The 13,879-nt window shown below is 67.1% G+C and carries 17 protein-coding genes and 1 tRNA gene; 6 read left to right on the top strand and 12 right to left on the bottom strand.

Annotation, left to right across the window (positions count from 1 at the left end; genetic code table 11):
* Positions 1–42: 42 nt before the first annotated feature.
* Positions 43–861, bottom strand: a complete 819-nt coding sequence (locus ACP7AI_RS02640; RefSeq protein ID WP_426163766.1) for a DUF5694 domain-containing protein — start codon at positions 859–861, stop codon at positions 43–45.
* A 55-nt stretch (positions 862–916) separates the two neighbouring features.
* Positions 917–1,612, bottom strand: a complete 696-nt coding sequence (gene thiE / locus ACP7AI_RS02635; protein WP_426163765.1) for a thiamine phosphate synthase — start codon at positions 1,610–1,612, stop codon at positions 917–919.
* Positions 1,613–1,757: 145 nt separating this feature from the next.
* On the opposite strand from thiE, the gene ACP7AI_RS02630 reads away from it, so the two are divergent.
* Entirely contained in the window at positions 1,758–2,348 is a 591-nt protein-coding gene (locus ACP7AI_RS02630) for a hypothetical protein (RefSeq protein ID WP_426163763.1), read from the top strand.
* Here ACP7AI_RS02630 and ACP7AI_RS02625 read toward each other — a convergent pair whose 3' ends face one another.
* Genes ACP7AI_RS02625 through tkt form a run of 7 tightly spaced genes read right to left on the bottom strand, consistent with a single transcriptional unit; the run spans position 2,349 to position 8,499 of the window.
* Positions 2,349–3,257 carry a class I fructose-bisphosphate aldolase gene (locus ACP7AI_RS02625; RefSeq protein WP_426166534.1) on the bottom strand — a complete coding sequence of 303 codons (909 nt, stop codon included), beginning with the start codon at positions 3,255–3,257 and terminating at the stop codon, positions 2,349–2,351.
* Positions 3,258–3,300: 43 nt separating this feature from the next.
* Positions 3,301–3,636: a type II toxin-antitoxin system PemK/MazF family toxin gene (locus tag ACP7AI_RS02620; RefSeq protein ID WP_426163761.1), complete on the bottom strand. Its 336-nt coding sequence runs from the start codon at positions 3,634–3,636 to the stop codon at positions 3,301–3,303.
* On the bottom strand, positions 3,633–3,908 hold the full coding sequence (locus ACP7AI_RS02615; protein ID WP_426163758.1) for a CopG family transcriptional regulator: 276 nt from the start codon (positions 3,906–3,908) through the stop codon (positions 3,633–3,635). Before ACP7AI_RS02615 ends, ACP7AI_RS02620 begins: the two co-directional genes overlap by 4 nt.
* 32 nt (positions 3,909–3,940) lie before the next feature.
* Complete coding sequence (locus ACP7AI_RS02610; protein WP_426163756.1) at positions 3,941–4,273, bottom strand: hypothetical protein; 333 nt, start codon at positions 4,271–4,273, stop codon at positions 3,941–3,943.
* A gap of 2 nt (positions 4,274–4,275) precedes the next feature.
* Positions 4,276–5,469 carry a phosphoglycerate kinase gene (locus tag ACP7AI_RS02605; protein ID WP_426163754.1) on the bottom strand — a complete coding sequence of 398 codons (1,194 nt, stop codon included), beginning with the start codon at positions 5,467–5,469 and terminating at the stop codon, positions 4,276–4,278.
* Positions 5,470–5,471: 2 nt separating this feature from the next.
* The gene (gene gap / locus ACP7AI_RS02600) at positions 5,472–6,479 is read right to left on the bottom strand and encodes a type I glyceraldehyde-3-phosphate dehydrogenase (RefSeq protein WP_426163752.1); all 1,008 of its coding nucleotides are present in this window, start codon (positions 6,477–6,479) and stop codon (positions 5,472–5,474) included.
* Between the two features lie 52 nt (positions 6,480–6,531).
* A complete protein-coding gene (gene tkt / locus ACP7AI_RS02595; protein WP_426163750.1) occupies positions 6,532–8,499 on the bottom strand; it encodes a transketolase in 1,968 nt (655 codons plus the stop codon).
* A gap of 408 nt (positions 8,500–8,907) precedes the next feature.
* On the opposite strand from tkt, the gene ACP7AI_RS02590 reads away from it, so the two are divergent.
* The 4 genes from ACP7AI_RS02590 (at position 8,908) to ACP7AI_RS02575 (ending at position 10,560) form a co-directional block, all read left to right on the top strand.
* Positions 8,908–9,231, top strand: coding sequence for a cell division protein ZapA (locus ACP7AI_RS02590; RefSeq protein WP_426163748.1), 324 nt, complete (start codon positions 8,908–8,910; stop codon positions 9,229–9,231).
* A gap of 219 nt (positions 9,232–9,450) precedes the next feature.
* Positions 9,451–10,044 (top strand): 5-formyltetrahydrofolate cyclo-ligase, encoded by a 594-nt coding sequence (locus ACP7AI_RS02585; RefSeq protein WP_426163746.1) that lies wholly within the window; start codon positions 9,451–9,453, stop codon positions 10,042–10,044.
* Positions 10,045–10,054: 10 nt separating this feature from the next.
* Positions 10,055–10,267: a DUF2842 domain-containing protein gene (locus ACP7AI_RS02580; protein ID WP_426163743.1), complete on the top strand. Its 213-nt coding sequence runs from the start codon at positions 10,055–10,057 to the stop codon at positions 10,265–10,267.
* Positions 10,264–10,560 carry a chorismate mutase gene (locus tag ACP7AI_RS02575; RefSeq protein WP_426163741.1) on the top strand — a complete coding sequence of 99 codons (297 nt, stop codon included), beginning with the start codon at positions 10,264–10,266 and terminating at the stop codon, positions 10,558–10,560. The genes ACP7AI_RS02580 and ACP7AI_RS02575 overlap by 4 nt, the downstream gene beginning before the upstream one ends.
* 147 nt (positions 10,561–10,707) lie before the next feature.
* On the opposite strand, the gene ACP7AI_RS02570 is transcribed toward ACP7AI_RS02575, so the two are convergent.
* Positions 10,708–10,784, bottom strand: a tRNA-Asp gene (locus ACP7AI_RS02570).
* A gap of 97 nt (positions 10,785–10,881) precedes the next feature.
* Here ACP7AI_RS02570 and ACP7AI_RS02565 point away from each other — a divergent pair.
* On the top strand, positions 10,882–11,778 hold the full coding sequence (locus tag ACP7AI_RS02565) for an acyl-CoA thioesterase (protein ID WP_426163739.1): 897 nt from the start codon (positions 10,882–10,884) through the stop codon (positions 11,776–11,778).
* Here ACP7AI_RS02565 and ACP7AI_RS02560 read toward each other — a convergent pair.
* A complete protein-coding gene (locus tag ACP7AI_RS02560; RefSeq protein ID WP_426166532.1) occupies positions 11,756–13,045 on the bottom strand; it encodes a dicarboxylate/amino acid:cation symporter in 1,290 nt (429 codons plus the stop codon). The two genes, ACP7AI_RS02565 and ACP7AI_RS02560, sit on opposite strands and share 23 nt — an antisense overlap.
* Positions 13,046–13,078: 33 nt before the next feature.
* Positions 13,079–13,840: a sterol desaturase family protein gene (locus ACP7AI_RS02555; RefSeq protein WP_426163737.1), complete on the bottom strand. Its 762-nt coding sequence runs from the start codon at positions 13,838–13,840 to the stop codon at positions 13,079–13,081.
* Positions 13,841–13,879 lie beyond the last annotated feature (39 nt).

Below are 13,879 nucleotides of genomic sequence, written 5' to 3'. Positions count from 1 at the left end.
ACATAACCATATCGGTTCATGTAGGACAGGCTTTTGTGCCGTTTATTTCACCGCTTTCAGAAAGGGTAGCGGATCGACGCTGCGATAGCCCGGCGTGAGCCCGGCGAAATGGCGCAGCCAGAAATTGTGCCCGCTACCATAGACGACAAGCACGCGATCGCCGGGTTTCGCCACCGACATCAGCTTGGCAAAGATCTTGGCATTGCGCAGATACCACATGGCATTGAGATCGGCGCCGGCCTGGTTGTCATGGTCGCCGATCGGCAGCACGCCATAATAGCTGTCCATGCCGGTGACCGCGCTGCCCGGCGTGTTGAAGGCGATCAGCGATTGCCCGACGGTCAGGCGTTGCTGCCGGGCGCTGAAATCCTTCAGCCACGCCGCCACGCCGACGTTCGTCGCCGCAAGCTCCGCGGTCTGGCCGAACTGCTTGGCGGCCGCATCGACCTTGTCGAACGGGAAATAGTCGGGCTCGCCGGGCCCCGGCTGCTCGTCGATGCCATTGACGGTCTTCACCCCCGCCAGCCGCGCGGTGCGATAGCCGATCTGGACAATCTCGTTGGCGTCCTTCGCCAGCATGGCATCGTCGAACCGGTCGTATTCGGCAATGGCAAGGTCGGGCCCCTTGCCCTGCATCTCGACCATCACCCGTGTAGGCCGGAACCGGGCCACCGCCCGCGCCACGCGGTCGAGCTGCCGCTGGCGATCGGGCGTCAGCACCGTGTCGACCTTGATATTGTTCTTGTCGAGACCGGGGTTGGCGAAATGGTACGACCCGAGCACCATCACCTCGACCGGCGCGGGCGCGGCCATCCCCGGGATCGAAAACACCAGACTTAACGCCGCGACCACCGCCTTCATGTATCATCCTTTGTGTATTAATTGAATAACACAGTGACGCCAGCAGCGCTTGCCGTCAATCCCGCCAGCCGAGCACCTCGCCGAAAGTCGCAACGCCCGCCCCTGCCCCATCCTCGTGGTCCCACACCGCGCGCACCACGGCGATGAAATCGGCGCCGGCCGTCACCAGTGCCGCGGCATTGTCGGGGAAAATGCCACCGATGGCGACGCAGGGCAGCTGGCTGATCGTCGTCCACCAGCCGAGGATCGACGGATCGGGGCGGTAGTGGCTGGGCTTGGTCGTGGTGTCGTAAAAGGCACCGAAGGCGACATAGTCGGCGCCCTGCTCGCCGGCCTCCATCGCCAGGTGGCGGCTGTCGTGGCAGGTGCGGCCGATCTGGGCGTCGGGTCCCAGCAGCGCCCGCGCCTCGGCGATGCTGCCGTCGGACTGGCCGAGATGAACGCCATCGGCGCCCGCTGCCTTGGCCAGGGCCGCCGAATCGTTGAGAATGAACGCCACATCGGCGGCGTTGCACACCGGCACCAGCGCCGCGCAGGCACGCAGCACCGCCGCCTCGTCGACGTCCTTCAACCGCAGCTGGAACGCCGCCACCGGGCCGCCGTCGAGCGCCGCCTTCAACGTGTCGGCAAAGGCCGGAATGTCGATCCGCGGCGGCGACACGATGTACAGCTGGCACGCCGGCCGCGGCTGCCGATCGAAGCGGTCGCCAAAGCCGGGATCGAGCGGTACCGTTTCGTCTTCGCCTGCCATTTTTGTCACCTTGATCCCGGCCCGCCCTACCCACGAGTTGCGGCACGCGCAAGCACAGCGGGGCCGCACCCGGTTGCCGAGACCGGAACAGTCCGTTAACCGAAGTCGGGGGCGTCATCACGCAATTGGATTCGCCGCACCGGCCATGACGGACCTGATCACCCTCACCCGGCGCCAGATCGCGCCCGATCGAATCGATAGTCTTGCCACGCTGGTCGGAACCGACAATGCCACCGCCGCGCAACTCTTCGCCGGTGCCGTGTCGCTGCTGATCGGCAGTCGCGGCCTGTCCGCGGCCGGCGTTGAAGGGCTGCTTGCCGCGCCGCGCGCCGCGCCCGACCTCGAACTCGAACCCGCGCTGGCGCTGCTCGCCGGGCTGTCGGGGTCAAAGGTCGAGCTGATGGCGCGGGCCCTTGCCGGCGCCAGCGGCTCGACGATCAGCGCCGCCACCCGGACGCTAGCGATCGCCACCCCGCTGCTCGGCAACGCCATCGTCGCGGCGCTGGCCCAGGCCGACCAGCGCCCCACCCGGGGAGCCGCGCTGCAACTGCTCGCCGCCAACCAGTCGGCCGCGGTCGATGCGATGCGGCCGGCACTGCGCCGCGGCATCGGCCGGCTGCCGGGCCTGGCGGGGCTCTACACCATCGCCCAGGCCGACGGCCGCCGCGACTACAGCTGGGCGGCGCTTGCCGGCCTGGCGCTGCTGCTGATCGTCATTCTGCTGCTGCGCGGCTGATCAGTCGCGCCCGAGATAGATGTCGACGATCTTGTCGAGCATCGCCAGCGCTTCGTCGCGCGGCCGCTGGAAGGTGTTGCGGCCGATGATCGAGCCGTTGCCGCCACCGTCGCGGATGTCGCGGGCATCCTGGTAGACCGCATCGACGCCCTTTGACGCACCGCCCGAGAACACCACGATGCGGCGCCCGTTGAAGCAGGCCTGGCGGACATGGGCGACGCGCTTGGCCTGGGTGGACCAGTCGCCGCCCTCATAGGATTTCTTGGCGTCCTTCTGCTCGATATGGTCGGTCGGCAGCTTGACCTTGATGATGTGCGCGCCGGCCAGCGCCGCCATGTGCGCGGCATAGGCGCCGACATCGAGGGCCAGTTCGCCGGCCTTGGAGATTTCGCCGCCGCGCGGGTAGGACCAGATCACCGTGGCGATGCCGACAGCCTTGGCCTCCTGGCTCAGCTCGCGGATTTCCTCCATCAGTTCAAAGATATCGTCCGAACCCGGATAGATGGTGAAGCCGATCGCCGAGCAGCCGAGCCGGAGCGCATCCTCGACCGTGCCGGTCACCGCCTGGTTGATGCTAGTCGACCAGCTGTTGGAACTGTTGACCTTGAGGATGGTCGGGATCTGACCGGCAAAGGTATCGGCCCCCGCCTCGATCATGCCCAGCGGCGCCGCATAGGCCGACAGCCCGGCATCGATCGCCAGCTGGAAATGATAATGCGGGTCATACGCTGGCGGGTTGAGCGAGAAGCTTCGCGCCGGGCCATGTTCGAAGCCCTGGTCGACCGGCAGGATCACCAGCTTGCCGGTGCCGCCCAGCCGGCCCTGCATCAGGATGCGGGCGAGGTTGGCCTTGGTCCCGGGATTGTCGCTCTCGTAATTGGCGAGAATGGCACGGACGGCGGGGGTCATGGTGGTCGTTTGGGCGATCGTCATCGAATGTCTCCGGAAAATATCAGATATCGAGCCAGCGACGCAGCGCCGCGTCGACCGCGACCATGACATCGCTCGATGCCCGGCCGATCGGCTTGCCAAGCCGCTGCAACCACACTGACTGCAATTTGTCGACCTCGATTTCGCTCTCGAACATCAGTGCGTTTTCGGCATCGGGCAGAATCGGAATACGATACAGGCCGTCGCCGGTCATGTGGCTGCTGAGCGGACAGACGGTTACGCTGGGGTCAAACTCATTGAACGGATCCGACTGGACGATAAGGCCAGGACGGGGATTGCCTGAAAAATCGCCTGCACCAGCGATGGTGTAAATGCGCCGCGTTGCAAAACCGGTCAATCGTCCGACTGCGGGCCGGCGCGATCAGCTTCGTTCGACGCAGCGCTGGATTCCCAATACGCTTCCTCTTCGGTCCAGCCCCGTGCCGCGGCGTTCAACGACTGCCGGCGCGCCTCGGCGCGCAGGGCAACGTCGTTGCGGTCGACACGCAGACGGACCGCATCACGGGCAACTTCGCTCTTGCTGCGTCCCTGTGTTTTCGCAACGGCAGCCAATCGCGATTCGAGCTGCGTATCGATGCGCAGACCCAGCGAGGATGTCTCGTTCAACATCTTGAACAATTTAGTGTCGCACGACGTGACATTCAAGCCGCGAAATGCTGTTCCGCAACCTGGACGAACAGTTCAAAGATGCTCTCGGCGATCTCGCAGGCTTCGGCCTCGGGCATCGACGCCAGCGTGTTGGCGACGGCGCCGGTCTTGACCGCGCCATTCTCGACCACCGGGCCAGCCTTGGTCATCCGGTCGGTGATCTCGTTGTAGATGATGCGTTCCTCGGGACCGAATTCCTCGCCCTTCAGGTCGCGGATGGCGCGAAAGGCGTCGCCGACACGGGCGTGGATCGGATCGGCCGACCGCGCCAGCTTCCAGGCCGCCGGATAAAGCTTTTCCCAAAGGCGATCGGTGTCGACTGGCATGGTTACCCCCGCTGCAATGCTTCCACGCCCGGCAGCGCCTTGCCCTCCATCCATTCGAGGAAGGCGCCGCCGGCGGTCGAGACATAGGTGAAATCGTCGGCGACGCCGGCATGGTTCAGCGCCGCGACCGTATCGCCGCCGCCGGCCACCGACAGCAGCCCGCCGCTCTGCGTCAATGCCGCAGCGATGCGCGCCAGGGCGACCGTCGCGGTATCGAAGGGCGGAATCTCGAAGGCGCCGAGTGGCCCGTTCCAGACGACGGTGCGGCAGGTCTTCAGCGCATCGGCGAGCGCTTCCACGGCGGACGTGCCCAGGTCGAGGATCATCTCGTCCGCGGCAACCTCATGGACATTACAGGTCCGGCTCGGCGCATGGGCAGCAAATTCCTTCGCTACCACAACGTCATAGGGCAAATGGACGGTGCAGCCGGCGGCCTCGGCGCGGGCCAGGATATCGCGCACCGTGTCGCCCAGCTCGTGCTCGCACAGCGACTTGCCGACATCGATGCCGCGCGCCGCCAGGAAGGTATTGGCCATGCCGCCGCCGATCATCAGATGATCGACCCGCGTCACCAGATGCGTCAGCACGTCGAGCTTCGACGACACCTTGGCGCCGCCGACGACCGCCGCCACCGGATGCTCGGGCTTGCCGAGCGCCCGCTCCAGCGCCACCAGTTCCGCCTGCATCGACCGCCCGGCAAAGCTGGGCAGCACATGCGCCAGGCCTTCCGTCGACGCATGGGCGCGATGTGCCGTCGAAAAGGCATCGTTGACGTAGAAATCGCCGTTCGCCGCCAGCGCCGCGACGAACGCCGGGTCATTCGACTTTTCGCCGTCATGAAAGCGGGTGTTTTCCAGCACAGCGATGTCGCCGGCCTGCAGCGCCGCAATGCCCGCCGTCGCCGCCGGCCCGACACAGTCCTCGATGAACGTCACCGGCCGGCCCAGCACGTCGGACAGTGCCGCCGCCACCGGCCGCAGCGTTGCCGAACGGTCATCGCCCTTGGGCCGGCCGAAATGCGACAACACAAGGACGATGGCGCCGCGATCGGCGAGCGCCGCCAGCGTCGGCACCGCTGCCGACAGCCGCGTCGCATCACCGACGACGCCATCGGCCATCGGCACGTTCAAATCGGCCCGCACCAGCACGCGCTTGCCGGCAATATCGGGCATGTCGTCGATGGTACGGAACGTCATGATTACAGCAGCTTACCCATCGCCACTGCGGTGTCGGCCATGCGGTTGGAAAAGCCCCATTCATTGTCGTACCAGGAAACGACGCGCACCAGATTGCCGCCGATGACGGCCGTCTCCAGCGAATCGATCGTCGACGACGCGGCATTGTGGTTGAGGTCGATCGAGACCAGCGGTTCGTCGGTCCAATCGAGAATTCCCTTCAGCTCGCCATCGGCAGCCGCCTTGAGCGCGGCGTTGACCTCCTGCTTCGTCGTGTCGCGCGCGGCGATGAAGGTCAGGTCGACGAGGCTGACGTTCGGCGTCGGCACGCGCACCGCCGAGCCGTCGAGCTTGCCCTTCAGCTGCGGCAGAACCTCGCCGACGGCGCGCGCGGCGCCGGTCGTCGTCGGAATCATCGACAGCGCCGCGGCGCGGGCGCGGCGCGGGTCCTCGTGGATCTGGTCGAGGATCTTCTGGTCGTTGGTATAGGCGTGGATCGTCGTCATCAGACCCTTGGTGATGCCGAACTCACGATCGAGCACCATGGCGAACGGCGCCAGGCAGTTGGTCGTGCAGCTGGCGTTGGAAACGATCTTGTGCTCGGCGGTCAGCTTGTCGTGGTTGACGCCATAGACAACGGTCAGGTCGACGCCCTTGCCGGGGGCCGAGATCAGCACGCGCTTGGCGCCTGCGGTCAGATGCGCGCCAGCCTTGTCGGCGGCGGTGAAGAACCCGGTGCATTCGAGCGCGATATCGACGCCCATCTCGGCGTGCGGCAGCTTGGCCGGGTCACGTTCGGCCGTCACACGGATGCGATGTCCGTCGACGACCATGTAGTCGCCATCCACCTCGATGGTGCCAGGATAGGCGCCGTGCACCGAATCGCGCTTCAGCAGCCGGGCATTGGCGGCGGTATCGGCGAGATCGTTGATGGCGACGACGACGATGTCATCGCGCTTGGCCTCGTGGATGGCGCGCAGCACGTTGCGCCCGATGCGACCGAAACCGTTGATGGCGACCTTGATGGCCATGATAACTCTGCTCCCAATTGTCACCCCGGGCTCGACCCGGGGCCCAGTTTCTTCAGGCGAGCTTCGCCCGCACCCGCGCCGCGATTTTCGGCGCCGTCAGCCCGAAATGGTCGTACAACGCCTCGATCGGCGCCGACGCGCCAAAGCTGTCGACACCGATGTTCAGCCCGCGCGAACCGGTATAGCGCTCCCAGCCCAAAGTCACCCCGGCTTCGATGGAAACAATGAGCGCATCGGCCGGCAGCACATCACCCCGATACGCCGGCGTCTGCGCGTCGAACGCCTCCCAGCATGGCATCGACACGACATCGCAGCCGGTGCCCTCGGCCTCCAGCAGCGCCGCTGCCGCGACGGCGATCTCGACTTCGGAGCCGGTGGCGACGAATACCACCCGCCGCGCCGCCATCGCGGCCTGCAGCCGATAGCCGCCCTTCGCCGTCAGATTCTCGCCCGCGACCAGCCGCAGCTGCGGCAGGTTCTGCCGGCTCAGCGCCAGCACCGACGGCCGGTCCAAGTTGGCCAGCGCCAGCGCCCAGGCCTCCGCCGTCTCCACCGCATCACACGGGCGATAGACGGCGAGGTTGGGGATGGCACGCAGCGACAGCAGATGCTCGACCGGCTGGTGGGTCGGGCCATCCTCGCCAAGCCCGATCGAATCATGGGTCAGCACATAGATGGCGCGCACCCGCTGCAGCGCCGACATGCGGATGGCGTTGCGCATGTAATCGGAGAAAACCAGGAACGTGCCGCCATAGGGGATCAGCCCGCCGTGCAGCGCAATGCCGTTCATTGCCGCCGCCATGCCAAACTCGCGGATGCCGTAATAGATGTAGCGACCGCCGTAGGAATCGGCCGTAAACGCCTGCTGATCCCTGGTTTTCGTATTGTTCGATCCGGTCAGGTCGGCCGAGCCGCCGAACATCGCCGGCGCCTGCGGGTTGATCGCGCCCAGTGCCAGCTCGCTCGCCTTGCGGGTCGCGATCTTCTGGGGCGCGGCGATCAGCCCGGCGATATGGGCATCGAGCGCGGCCACCGCGGCGGCGGGCACGTCACCCGCCATGCGCGCCGTGAAATCCGCCCTCGCCGGTGCCGCCGCCAGCCGACCTTCCCAGGCCGTGCGCGCGTCGGCGCCCTTGCGGCCCACCGCCAGCCAGTCGGCGCGGATGTCGTCGGGAATGACGAACGCCGGATGCTCCCAGCCGAGCGCGGCGCGGGCGCCCTCGATCTCCTTGGCGCCGAGCGGCGAGCCGTGCGAACCGCTGGTCCCGGCCTTGGTCGGCGCGCCGAAGCCGATGGTGGTGCGACAGGCGATCAGCGACGGGCGCGGGTCGGCGGCAGCCGCGGCCAGCGCCGCATCGACGCTGGCAAAATCCTGGCCATCGCAGGCAACGACATGCCAGCCGGCGGCGGTGAAGCGCCCGGCGATATCCTCCGACGTCGACAGCGAGGTCGGGCCGTCAATGGAAATGCGATTGTCGTCCCACAGCACGTTGAGCCGGCCCAGCTTCAGATGGCCGGCCAGCCCGATGGCTTCATGGCTGATGCCCTCCATCAGGCAGCCATCGCCGGCGATCACCCAGGTGCGATGGTCGACAAGGTCGTCGCCGAACTCGGCATTGAGGTGCCGCTCCGCCATCGCCATGCCGACCGCGGTCGCCAGACCCTGCCCCAACGGACCCGTGGTGGTCTCGATGCCGGCGAGCTCGAAATTTTCGGGGTGGCCGGCGCAAGGGCTGCCGAGCTGGCGGAACTTGCGAATGTCGTCGAGCGTCGGGCGGTCGTAGCCGGTCAGGTGCAGCAGCGCATAGATCAGCATCGAGCCATGGCCGGCCGACAGCACGAATCGGTCGCGGTCGGGCCAGTGCGGCCGGCTGGCGTCGAACTTCAAATGGTTGGCGAACAGCACGGTGGCGGCGTCGGCCATACCCATCGGCATGCCGGGATGCCCTGAATTCGCCGCCTCGACAGCGTCCATGGCCAGGGCGCGAATGGCATTGGCCATCGGTCGAATCTGGGTCATCGTCAAAAAGCCTGTGATTTCGAGCAAAAACCGAACGTCGGCACCGGTGTCGGAACAGCGGCGCGAATCGCGCCGGACATTGGCCAGAGCCGGACGAGAGCGTCAACCACAGCGGACCGGCAAGCACGTCCATCGCAAAGTGTATTAATACGCACGTAGTAATTGACGCATGCTGATAATCGGTCTTACAAGGCTCCCGGAACCCACTGAACTCTAAGGCGCTGCCATCTTCGATCACACCGCCATTGCCGACCGTTTGCAGGATGCGATCGCCAGGATCGAAGCCGGGATGGCGCGTCGCGACGCAGAAATCGCACGGTTGCGCCGTGTCGAGGAGGCTGCCGCCGCGGCGCTTGCCGATCTCGATGCCTTCATCGACGGCCAGGCTGAAAAGCGGAAATACGGCTGATGGGCCAGGTCATCGTCGACATCGGCGGCCGCAGTTACCCGCTATCGTGCCGCGACGGTGACGAGGCGCATCTCGCCGAGCTCGCCGCCGGTATCGCGACGAAAGCCGATGGCCTGACCCGTTCGCTCGGCGCGATGAGCGAATCGCGGCTGCTGCTGATGGCGGCACTGATGGTCGCCGACGAGCTCTACGACATGCGCCGTGGCGGCCCGATTACCCCAAGCAGCGCCGTGGGTCTCGACCCCGAACTCGCCGAACGCCTGCTCGGGCTGGCCGATCGCGCCGAAAAGCTCGCCGACGCGCTCGAATCCTCGGCTGCGTGAATCTTTGCGCCGCCGGTTGAGCCGGCCGCGCCGAGCGCCTATATCAGGGACAGGCGGGTACTGCCCGGCACGAGCACCGAGCATCCCTGAGGCGATTCACTATCCTAGGGGGCTGGCCCTGGGCGGATCCTGGTCCGTTCTATCTGGCTCCCACCTGACGTAACTGGCGTCAGAGGATCTCTCATGCAACGACCCATGGTGGTCCCGCCGAACGATCCTATGCGCGACCCGACAGAATACCCCAAGCCGGCGCTGCGCCGGATGTTCCGCAGCGACCGCGCCGCCTTCGTCGCAGCGCAGTCGCCCGCCGAACGCGCCCGGCTTGAGGGCGACCTCGCCGCCCGCGTGCTGCCACTGCTGCGGGGTGCTACCGTCATCGCCAGCTATGCCGGCGTCGGTGCGGAGGTCGATCCCGGCCCGATCGAGGCGCTGCTGGCGTCATCCAGGCCACCCCCGCATGTCGCCTTCCCCCTCGTTACCGGCCGCGACCTCAGCTTCCACATCGCCGCGTGGGCCGACCTGAAACCCGGCGTCCTCGGCATCCCCGAGCCCGCCGCCACCGCGCCGCGCGTCACGCCGGACCTGCTTCTCGTCCCCCTCCTCGCCGTCACCACCGCCGGCGTCCGCCTCGGCCAGGGCGGCGGCTATTATGACCGCACGCTCCGTTCCCTCCGCGCCGCGGGCCCCGTCACCGCCATCGGCCTCGCCTGGGACGTGCAACTCGCCGACGCCCTGCCCCGCGACCCCTGGGACGAGCTGCTCGACTGGGTCGCGACACCGACACGACTGGTGGATTGCGCAAAGCACCGCTAACAGGCCGCGCATGGAACCCAGCTGGCGCAAACCCGTGGGCGTGCTTGCCCTCCTCGTCTATCTCATCGTCTATGCGGTGATCGTCTCGTCGTTCGGCGCGACGCTCGACACGCTGCCGACGATCCTCAAGGTCGTCGCCTATCTCGCCGCCGGCCTCGCCTGGGTGCTGCCGCTGAAGCCGCTGTTCGTCTGGATGAACACCGGCCGCTGGAGCAGCAAATGAACCCCGCCGAATGCACGACGATGGCCGAGGTCCGGACCGGCGTCGACGCGCTCGACCAGGAGCTGGTGGCGCTGCTCGTTCGCCGCTTCGGCTACATGGACGCCGCGGCCCGCATCAAGACCGAGCGGACAGCGGTGCGCGACGAGGCGCGCAAGGCGCAGGTGATCGCCAATGCGGAAGGCGCCGCGGTCGCGGGCGGGATTCCGGCCGGCGTCGCGGCGGCGTTGTGGGAGACGCTGGTGGAGGCGTCGATTGCGTATGAGCTGAGCGCCTGGGATCGGGCGCGAGGCTAGCCCGCGGGCGGCGAAATCGGTGGTGTATGGGTCCCGGCCTGCGCCGGAATGACAGAAATTGCGTGTCATCCCGGCGCAGGCCTGGACCCATACACCACGATCGTGGCCACAAAATTTCGATTTCCGAGATCAGACCCACAAAAAGGGTGGCGCGAGTGACGGGGCTCGAACCCGCGACCTCCGGCGTGACAGGCCGGCGCTCTAACCAACTGAGCTACACCCGCTTGAAGCGGAAGCGGCGGGATAGGTGCGGGCCCCCGGCCTGTCAAGCAGCTTTCAAGCCAGATGACAGCCGCAGCGCACCCGGCTAGGCACACGGCCATGACCACGGCCCCCACAACGACCCCCGATCACGCCGGCAGCGTCGGCCGCCTGCTCGACCTTCTCGATGTCGAACGGCTGGAGGACAATCTGTTCCGCGGCCAATCGACCAACGCCGGCTGGATGCGCGTCTATGGCGGCCAGGTCGTCGCCCAGGCGCTGATGGCGGCATCGAAGACCGTCAACGACGGCCGGCTCTGCCATTCGCTGCACAGCTATTTCATCCGCCCCGGCGACCCCGCCCACCCGATCGTCTACAGCGTCGAGCGCGACCGCGACGGCCAGAGCTTCACCACCAGGCGGGTGGTCGCTATCCAGAAGGGCCGCCCGATCTTCAACATGGCGGCATCCTTCCAGGCGCCCGAGCCCGGCCTGCAGCACGGCTTTGCTGCCCCCGATGCGCCGCCGCCCGAAAACGTCCGCAGCGACGCCGCATGGGCACTCATCAACGCCGATCGCACCCCCGAACCCTTCAAGACGCTGTGGACGACCCGCGAGCGCCCGATCGAGTTTCGCGCCGTCGACCATGCCGATCCCTTTGCGCCCGTCGCCATGCCGCCACGCGCCCGCCACTGGTGCCGGGCCGCCGCGCCGTTCAGCGTCGACGAACCGATGATGCGCGCGCTGTTCGCCTATGCCAGCGACATGACCATGCTCGACACCTGCCTGCTGCCGCACGCCATCGCCTGGTCCGATCCGCGCCTGCAGGTCGCCAGCCTCGATCACGCCATCTGGTTCAATGCGACGCCGGATCTCAACGACTGGCTGCTGATGGACCAGGATTCGCCGGTGTCGGGCGGCGGCCGCGGCCTCAACCGCGGCATCGTCTACACCCGCAGCGGCCAGGTCGTGGCGACGCTGATGCAGGAAGGCCTCATCCGGCTGCGCGAGGGCTGAACACCGCTGCGAACCGTTCCTCGTCGATGCCGCCCTCCCAGCGCGAGACGACGATGCAGGCGACCGCGTTGCCGATGAAATTGGTCAGCGACCGGCATTCCGACATGAAGCGATCGACGCCCAGGATCAGCGCCATGCCCGCCACCGGCACGCTCGGCACGATCGACAGCGTCGCCGCCAGCGTGATGAAGCCAGCCCCGGTTACCCCGGCGGCCCCCTTCGAACTCAGCATCGCCACGCCGAGCAGCAGCAATTGTTCGCCCAGCGAAAGGTGTGTGTTGGTCGCCTGGGCGATGAACAGCGCCGCCAGCGTCATGTAGATGTTGGTGCCGTCGAGATTGAACGAATAACCGGTGGGCACGACGAGGCCGACGATCGCCTTGGGGCAACCCGCCGCCTCCATCTTTTCGATCAGCGACGGCAGCGCCGATTCGGAGCTGCTGGTGCCGAGCACGAGCAGCAACTCGCTCCGGAGATACCGGATCAGCCGGAAGATCGAAAAGCCCGCCCGCCACGCCACCAGCCCCAGGATGCCGAGCACGAACAGCAGCGCCGTCAGGTAGAAGGTCGCGACCAGCGCCGCCAGATTGGCGACCGAGCCAAGCCCGTATTTGCCGATGGTGAAGGCAAAGGCCCCGAACGCCCCGATCGGCGCCGCGCGCATGAAGATCTCCACCAGCTTGAACACCCCGGTCGCCGCCGACCCCAGCACCTCGAGCAGCGGCCGCGCCCGCTCCCCGATCATCGCCAGCGCGATGCCGAAGCCAATGGCCAGGAACAGCACCTGCAGCAGATTGCCCTCGGTGAACGCCCCCAGCGCCGTGTCGGGGATGATCGCCAGCAGGAAGCCGGTGATGGTGCTGTCGTGCGCCTTCGCGACATAATTGCCGATCTCGCCGGTCTCGAGCGTCGCCGGGTCGATATTCAACCCGGCGCCGGGCTGCACGATATTGCCGACGACCAGCCCGACGACCAGCGCCAGCGTCGACAGGGTCAGGAAATAGGCAAAGGCCTTCAGCGCCACCCGCCCGACGCTGGCGACATCGCGCATGCCGGCGATGCCTGTGACGATGGTCAGGAAGATGACCGGCGCGATGATCATCTTCACGAGCTTGATGAAGCCGTCGCCGAGCGGCTTCAGCGCCACGCCCGTCGCCGGCGCGAAATGCCCGATCAGCCCGCCGAGCAGGATGGCGAACAGCACCTGGAAATACAGCTGCGCGTAGAACGGCCGGCGAACGGGCGGCGCGGCGCTGATGGGCTGGATGGCGATGGTGCGGCTCCCCGGTATCGGGGCACGCTAGCGCACCCGGTCGGCCCCTGTCATCCGGAACGGCAGCAGCAGCGCCGTCACCAGCCCCTGGTCGACGGCCAGCCCCGGCACCCCGATCGGCACATCCGGCGCAGTGTCCGCGAACGTCCCGTGCAACCGGTCCCAGACACTCAGCCCCGAGCTGAAGTTGGCATCGAGCGACGCCGCATCGGCGCGGTGGTGAATGTCATGCATCCCCGGCGTCGTCAGCAGCCACGCCAGCCCGGCATCGCCCGGCACGTCGAGGTCGGCATGGTGGAACAGCACGGAGGCGAAGAAAAACCTCTCCCAAGCCGCCAGCGCCCGCGGCGACACCCCGAGCACGCGCACCTGCGCCGCCCGCAACCCCACCGAAATCATCATATCGAGCACATGAAAGCGCAGCGCCGTCGATGCATCCATGTCGCGGTCGACATGATGCACCGCATGCAGTCGCCACAACAGCGGCACGCGATGCGTCGCCACATGCCAGTGATACATCGACCAATCGAGCAGCAGGAACGCCGCCACATCGCGCAACGGCGCCGGCAGGTGCTGCGCCAGCCCCTGTCGTCGCTTCTCCACGCCAGCCGCCAGCCGCCGTGCCAGCGGTTGCTGCACCCCCGCCACGACGCCCAAGTCGATCAACCCCAGCGCCACGTTGCGCATCGTCCGCGCCGGCTCCGCCTCTGTCCGCACCCGCCGCGGCCGCAGCCGCTCCGCCACCAGCAGCGCCGCCACCGCCGCGGCGCCGAGCCACAGGCCACCCATATCCGGCTTTTGTCGCGCCATCGCCCCAGTCTAGGCTAT

This window comes from Sandarakinorhabdus sp. DWP1-3-1, assembly GCF_049896705.1.
Lineage (GTDB): Bacteria > Pseudomonadota > Alphaproteobacteria > Sphingomonadales > Sphingomonadaceae > Sandarakinorhabdus.
Note: the sequence above shows the minus strand (reverse complement) of the source record. Positions and strands in the feature narration are given on the sequence as shown.

What these genes read in the sequence shown, in the direction of transcription:
- gap (WP_426163752.1), bottom strand. Translation starts at nt 6,479, where the DNA reads ATGGCCATCAAGGTCGCCATCAACGGTTTCGGTCGCATCGGGCGCAAC.
- ACP7AI_RS02630 (WP_426163763.1), top strand. Translation starts at nt 1,758, where the DNA reads ATGACGGACCTGATCACCCTCACCCGGCGCCAGATCGCGCCCGATCGA.
- ACP7AI_RS02590 (WP_426163748.1), top strand. Translation starts at nt 8,908, where the DNA reads ATGGGCCAGGTCATCGTCGACATCGGCGGCCGCAGTTACCCGCTATCG.
- ACP7AI_RS02615 (WP_426163758.1), bottom strand. Translation starts at nt 3,908, where the DNA reads ATGTTGAACGAGACATCCTCGCTGGGTCTGCGCATCGATACGCAGCTC.
- ACP7AI_RS02610 (WP_426163756.1), bottom strand. Translation starts at nt 4,273, where the DNA reads ATGCCAGTCGACACCGATCGCCTTTGGGAAAAGCTTTATCCGGCGGCC.
- ACP7AI_RS02575 (WP_426163741.1), top strand. Translation starts at nt 10,264, where the DNA reads ATGAACCCCGCCGAATGCACGACGATGGCCGAGGTCCGGACCGGCGTC.
- thiE (WP_426163765.1), bottom strand. Translation starts at nt 1,612, where the DNA reads ATGGCAGGCGAAGACGAAACGGTACCGCTCGATCCCGGCTTTGGCGAC.
- ACP7AI_RS02625 (WP_426166534.1), bottom strand. Translation starts at nt 3,257, where the DNA reads ATGACCCCCGCCGTCCGTGCCATTCTCGCCAATTACGAGAGCGACAAT.
- ACP7AI_RS02565 (WP_426163739.1), top strand. Translation starts at nt 10,882, where the DNA reads ATGACCACGGCCCCCACAACGACCCCCGATCACGCCGGCAGCGTCGGC.
- ACP7AI_RS02580 (WP_426163743.1), top strand. Translation starts at nt 10,055, where the DNA reads ATGGAACCCAGCTGGCGCAAACCCGTGGGCGTGCTTGCCCTCCTCGTC.
- ACP7AI_RS02640 (WP_426163766.1), bottom strand. Translation starts at nt 861, where the DNA reads ATGAAGGCGGTGGTCGCGGCGTTAAGTCTGGTGTTTTCGATCCCGGGG.
- ACP7AI_RS02555 (WP_426163737.1), bottom strand. Translation starts at nt 13,840, where the DNA reads ATGGGTGGCCTGTGGCTCGGCGCCGCGGCGGTGGCGGCGCTGCTGGTG.
- ACP7AI_RS02585 (WP_426163746.1), top strand. Translation starts at nt 9,451, where the DNA reads ATGCGCGACCCGACAGAATACCCCAAGCCGGCGCTGCGCCGGATGTTC.
- tkt (WP_426163750.1), bottom strand. Translation starts at nt 8,499, where the DNA reads ATGACCCAGATTCGACCGATGGCCAATGCCATTCGCGCCCTGGCCATG.
- ACP7AI_RS02605 (WP_426163754.1), bottom strand. Translation starts at nt 5,469, where the DNA reads ATGACGTTCCGTACCATCGACGACATGCCCGATATTGCCGGCAAGCGC.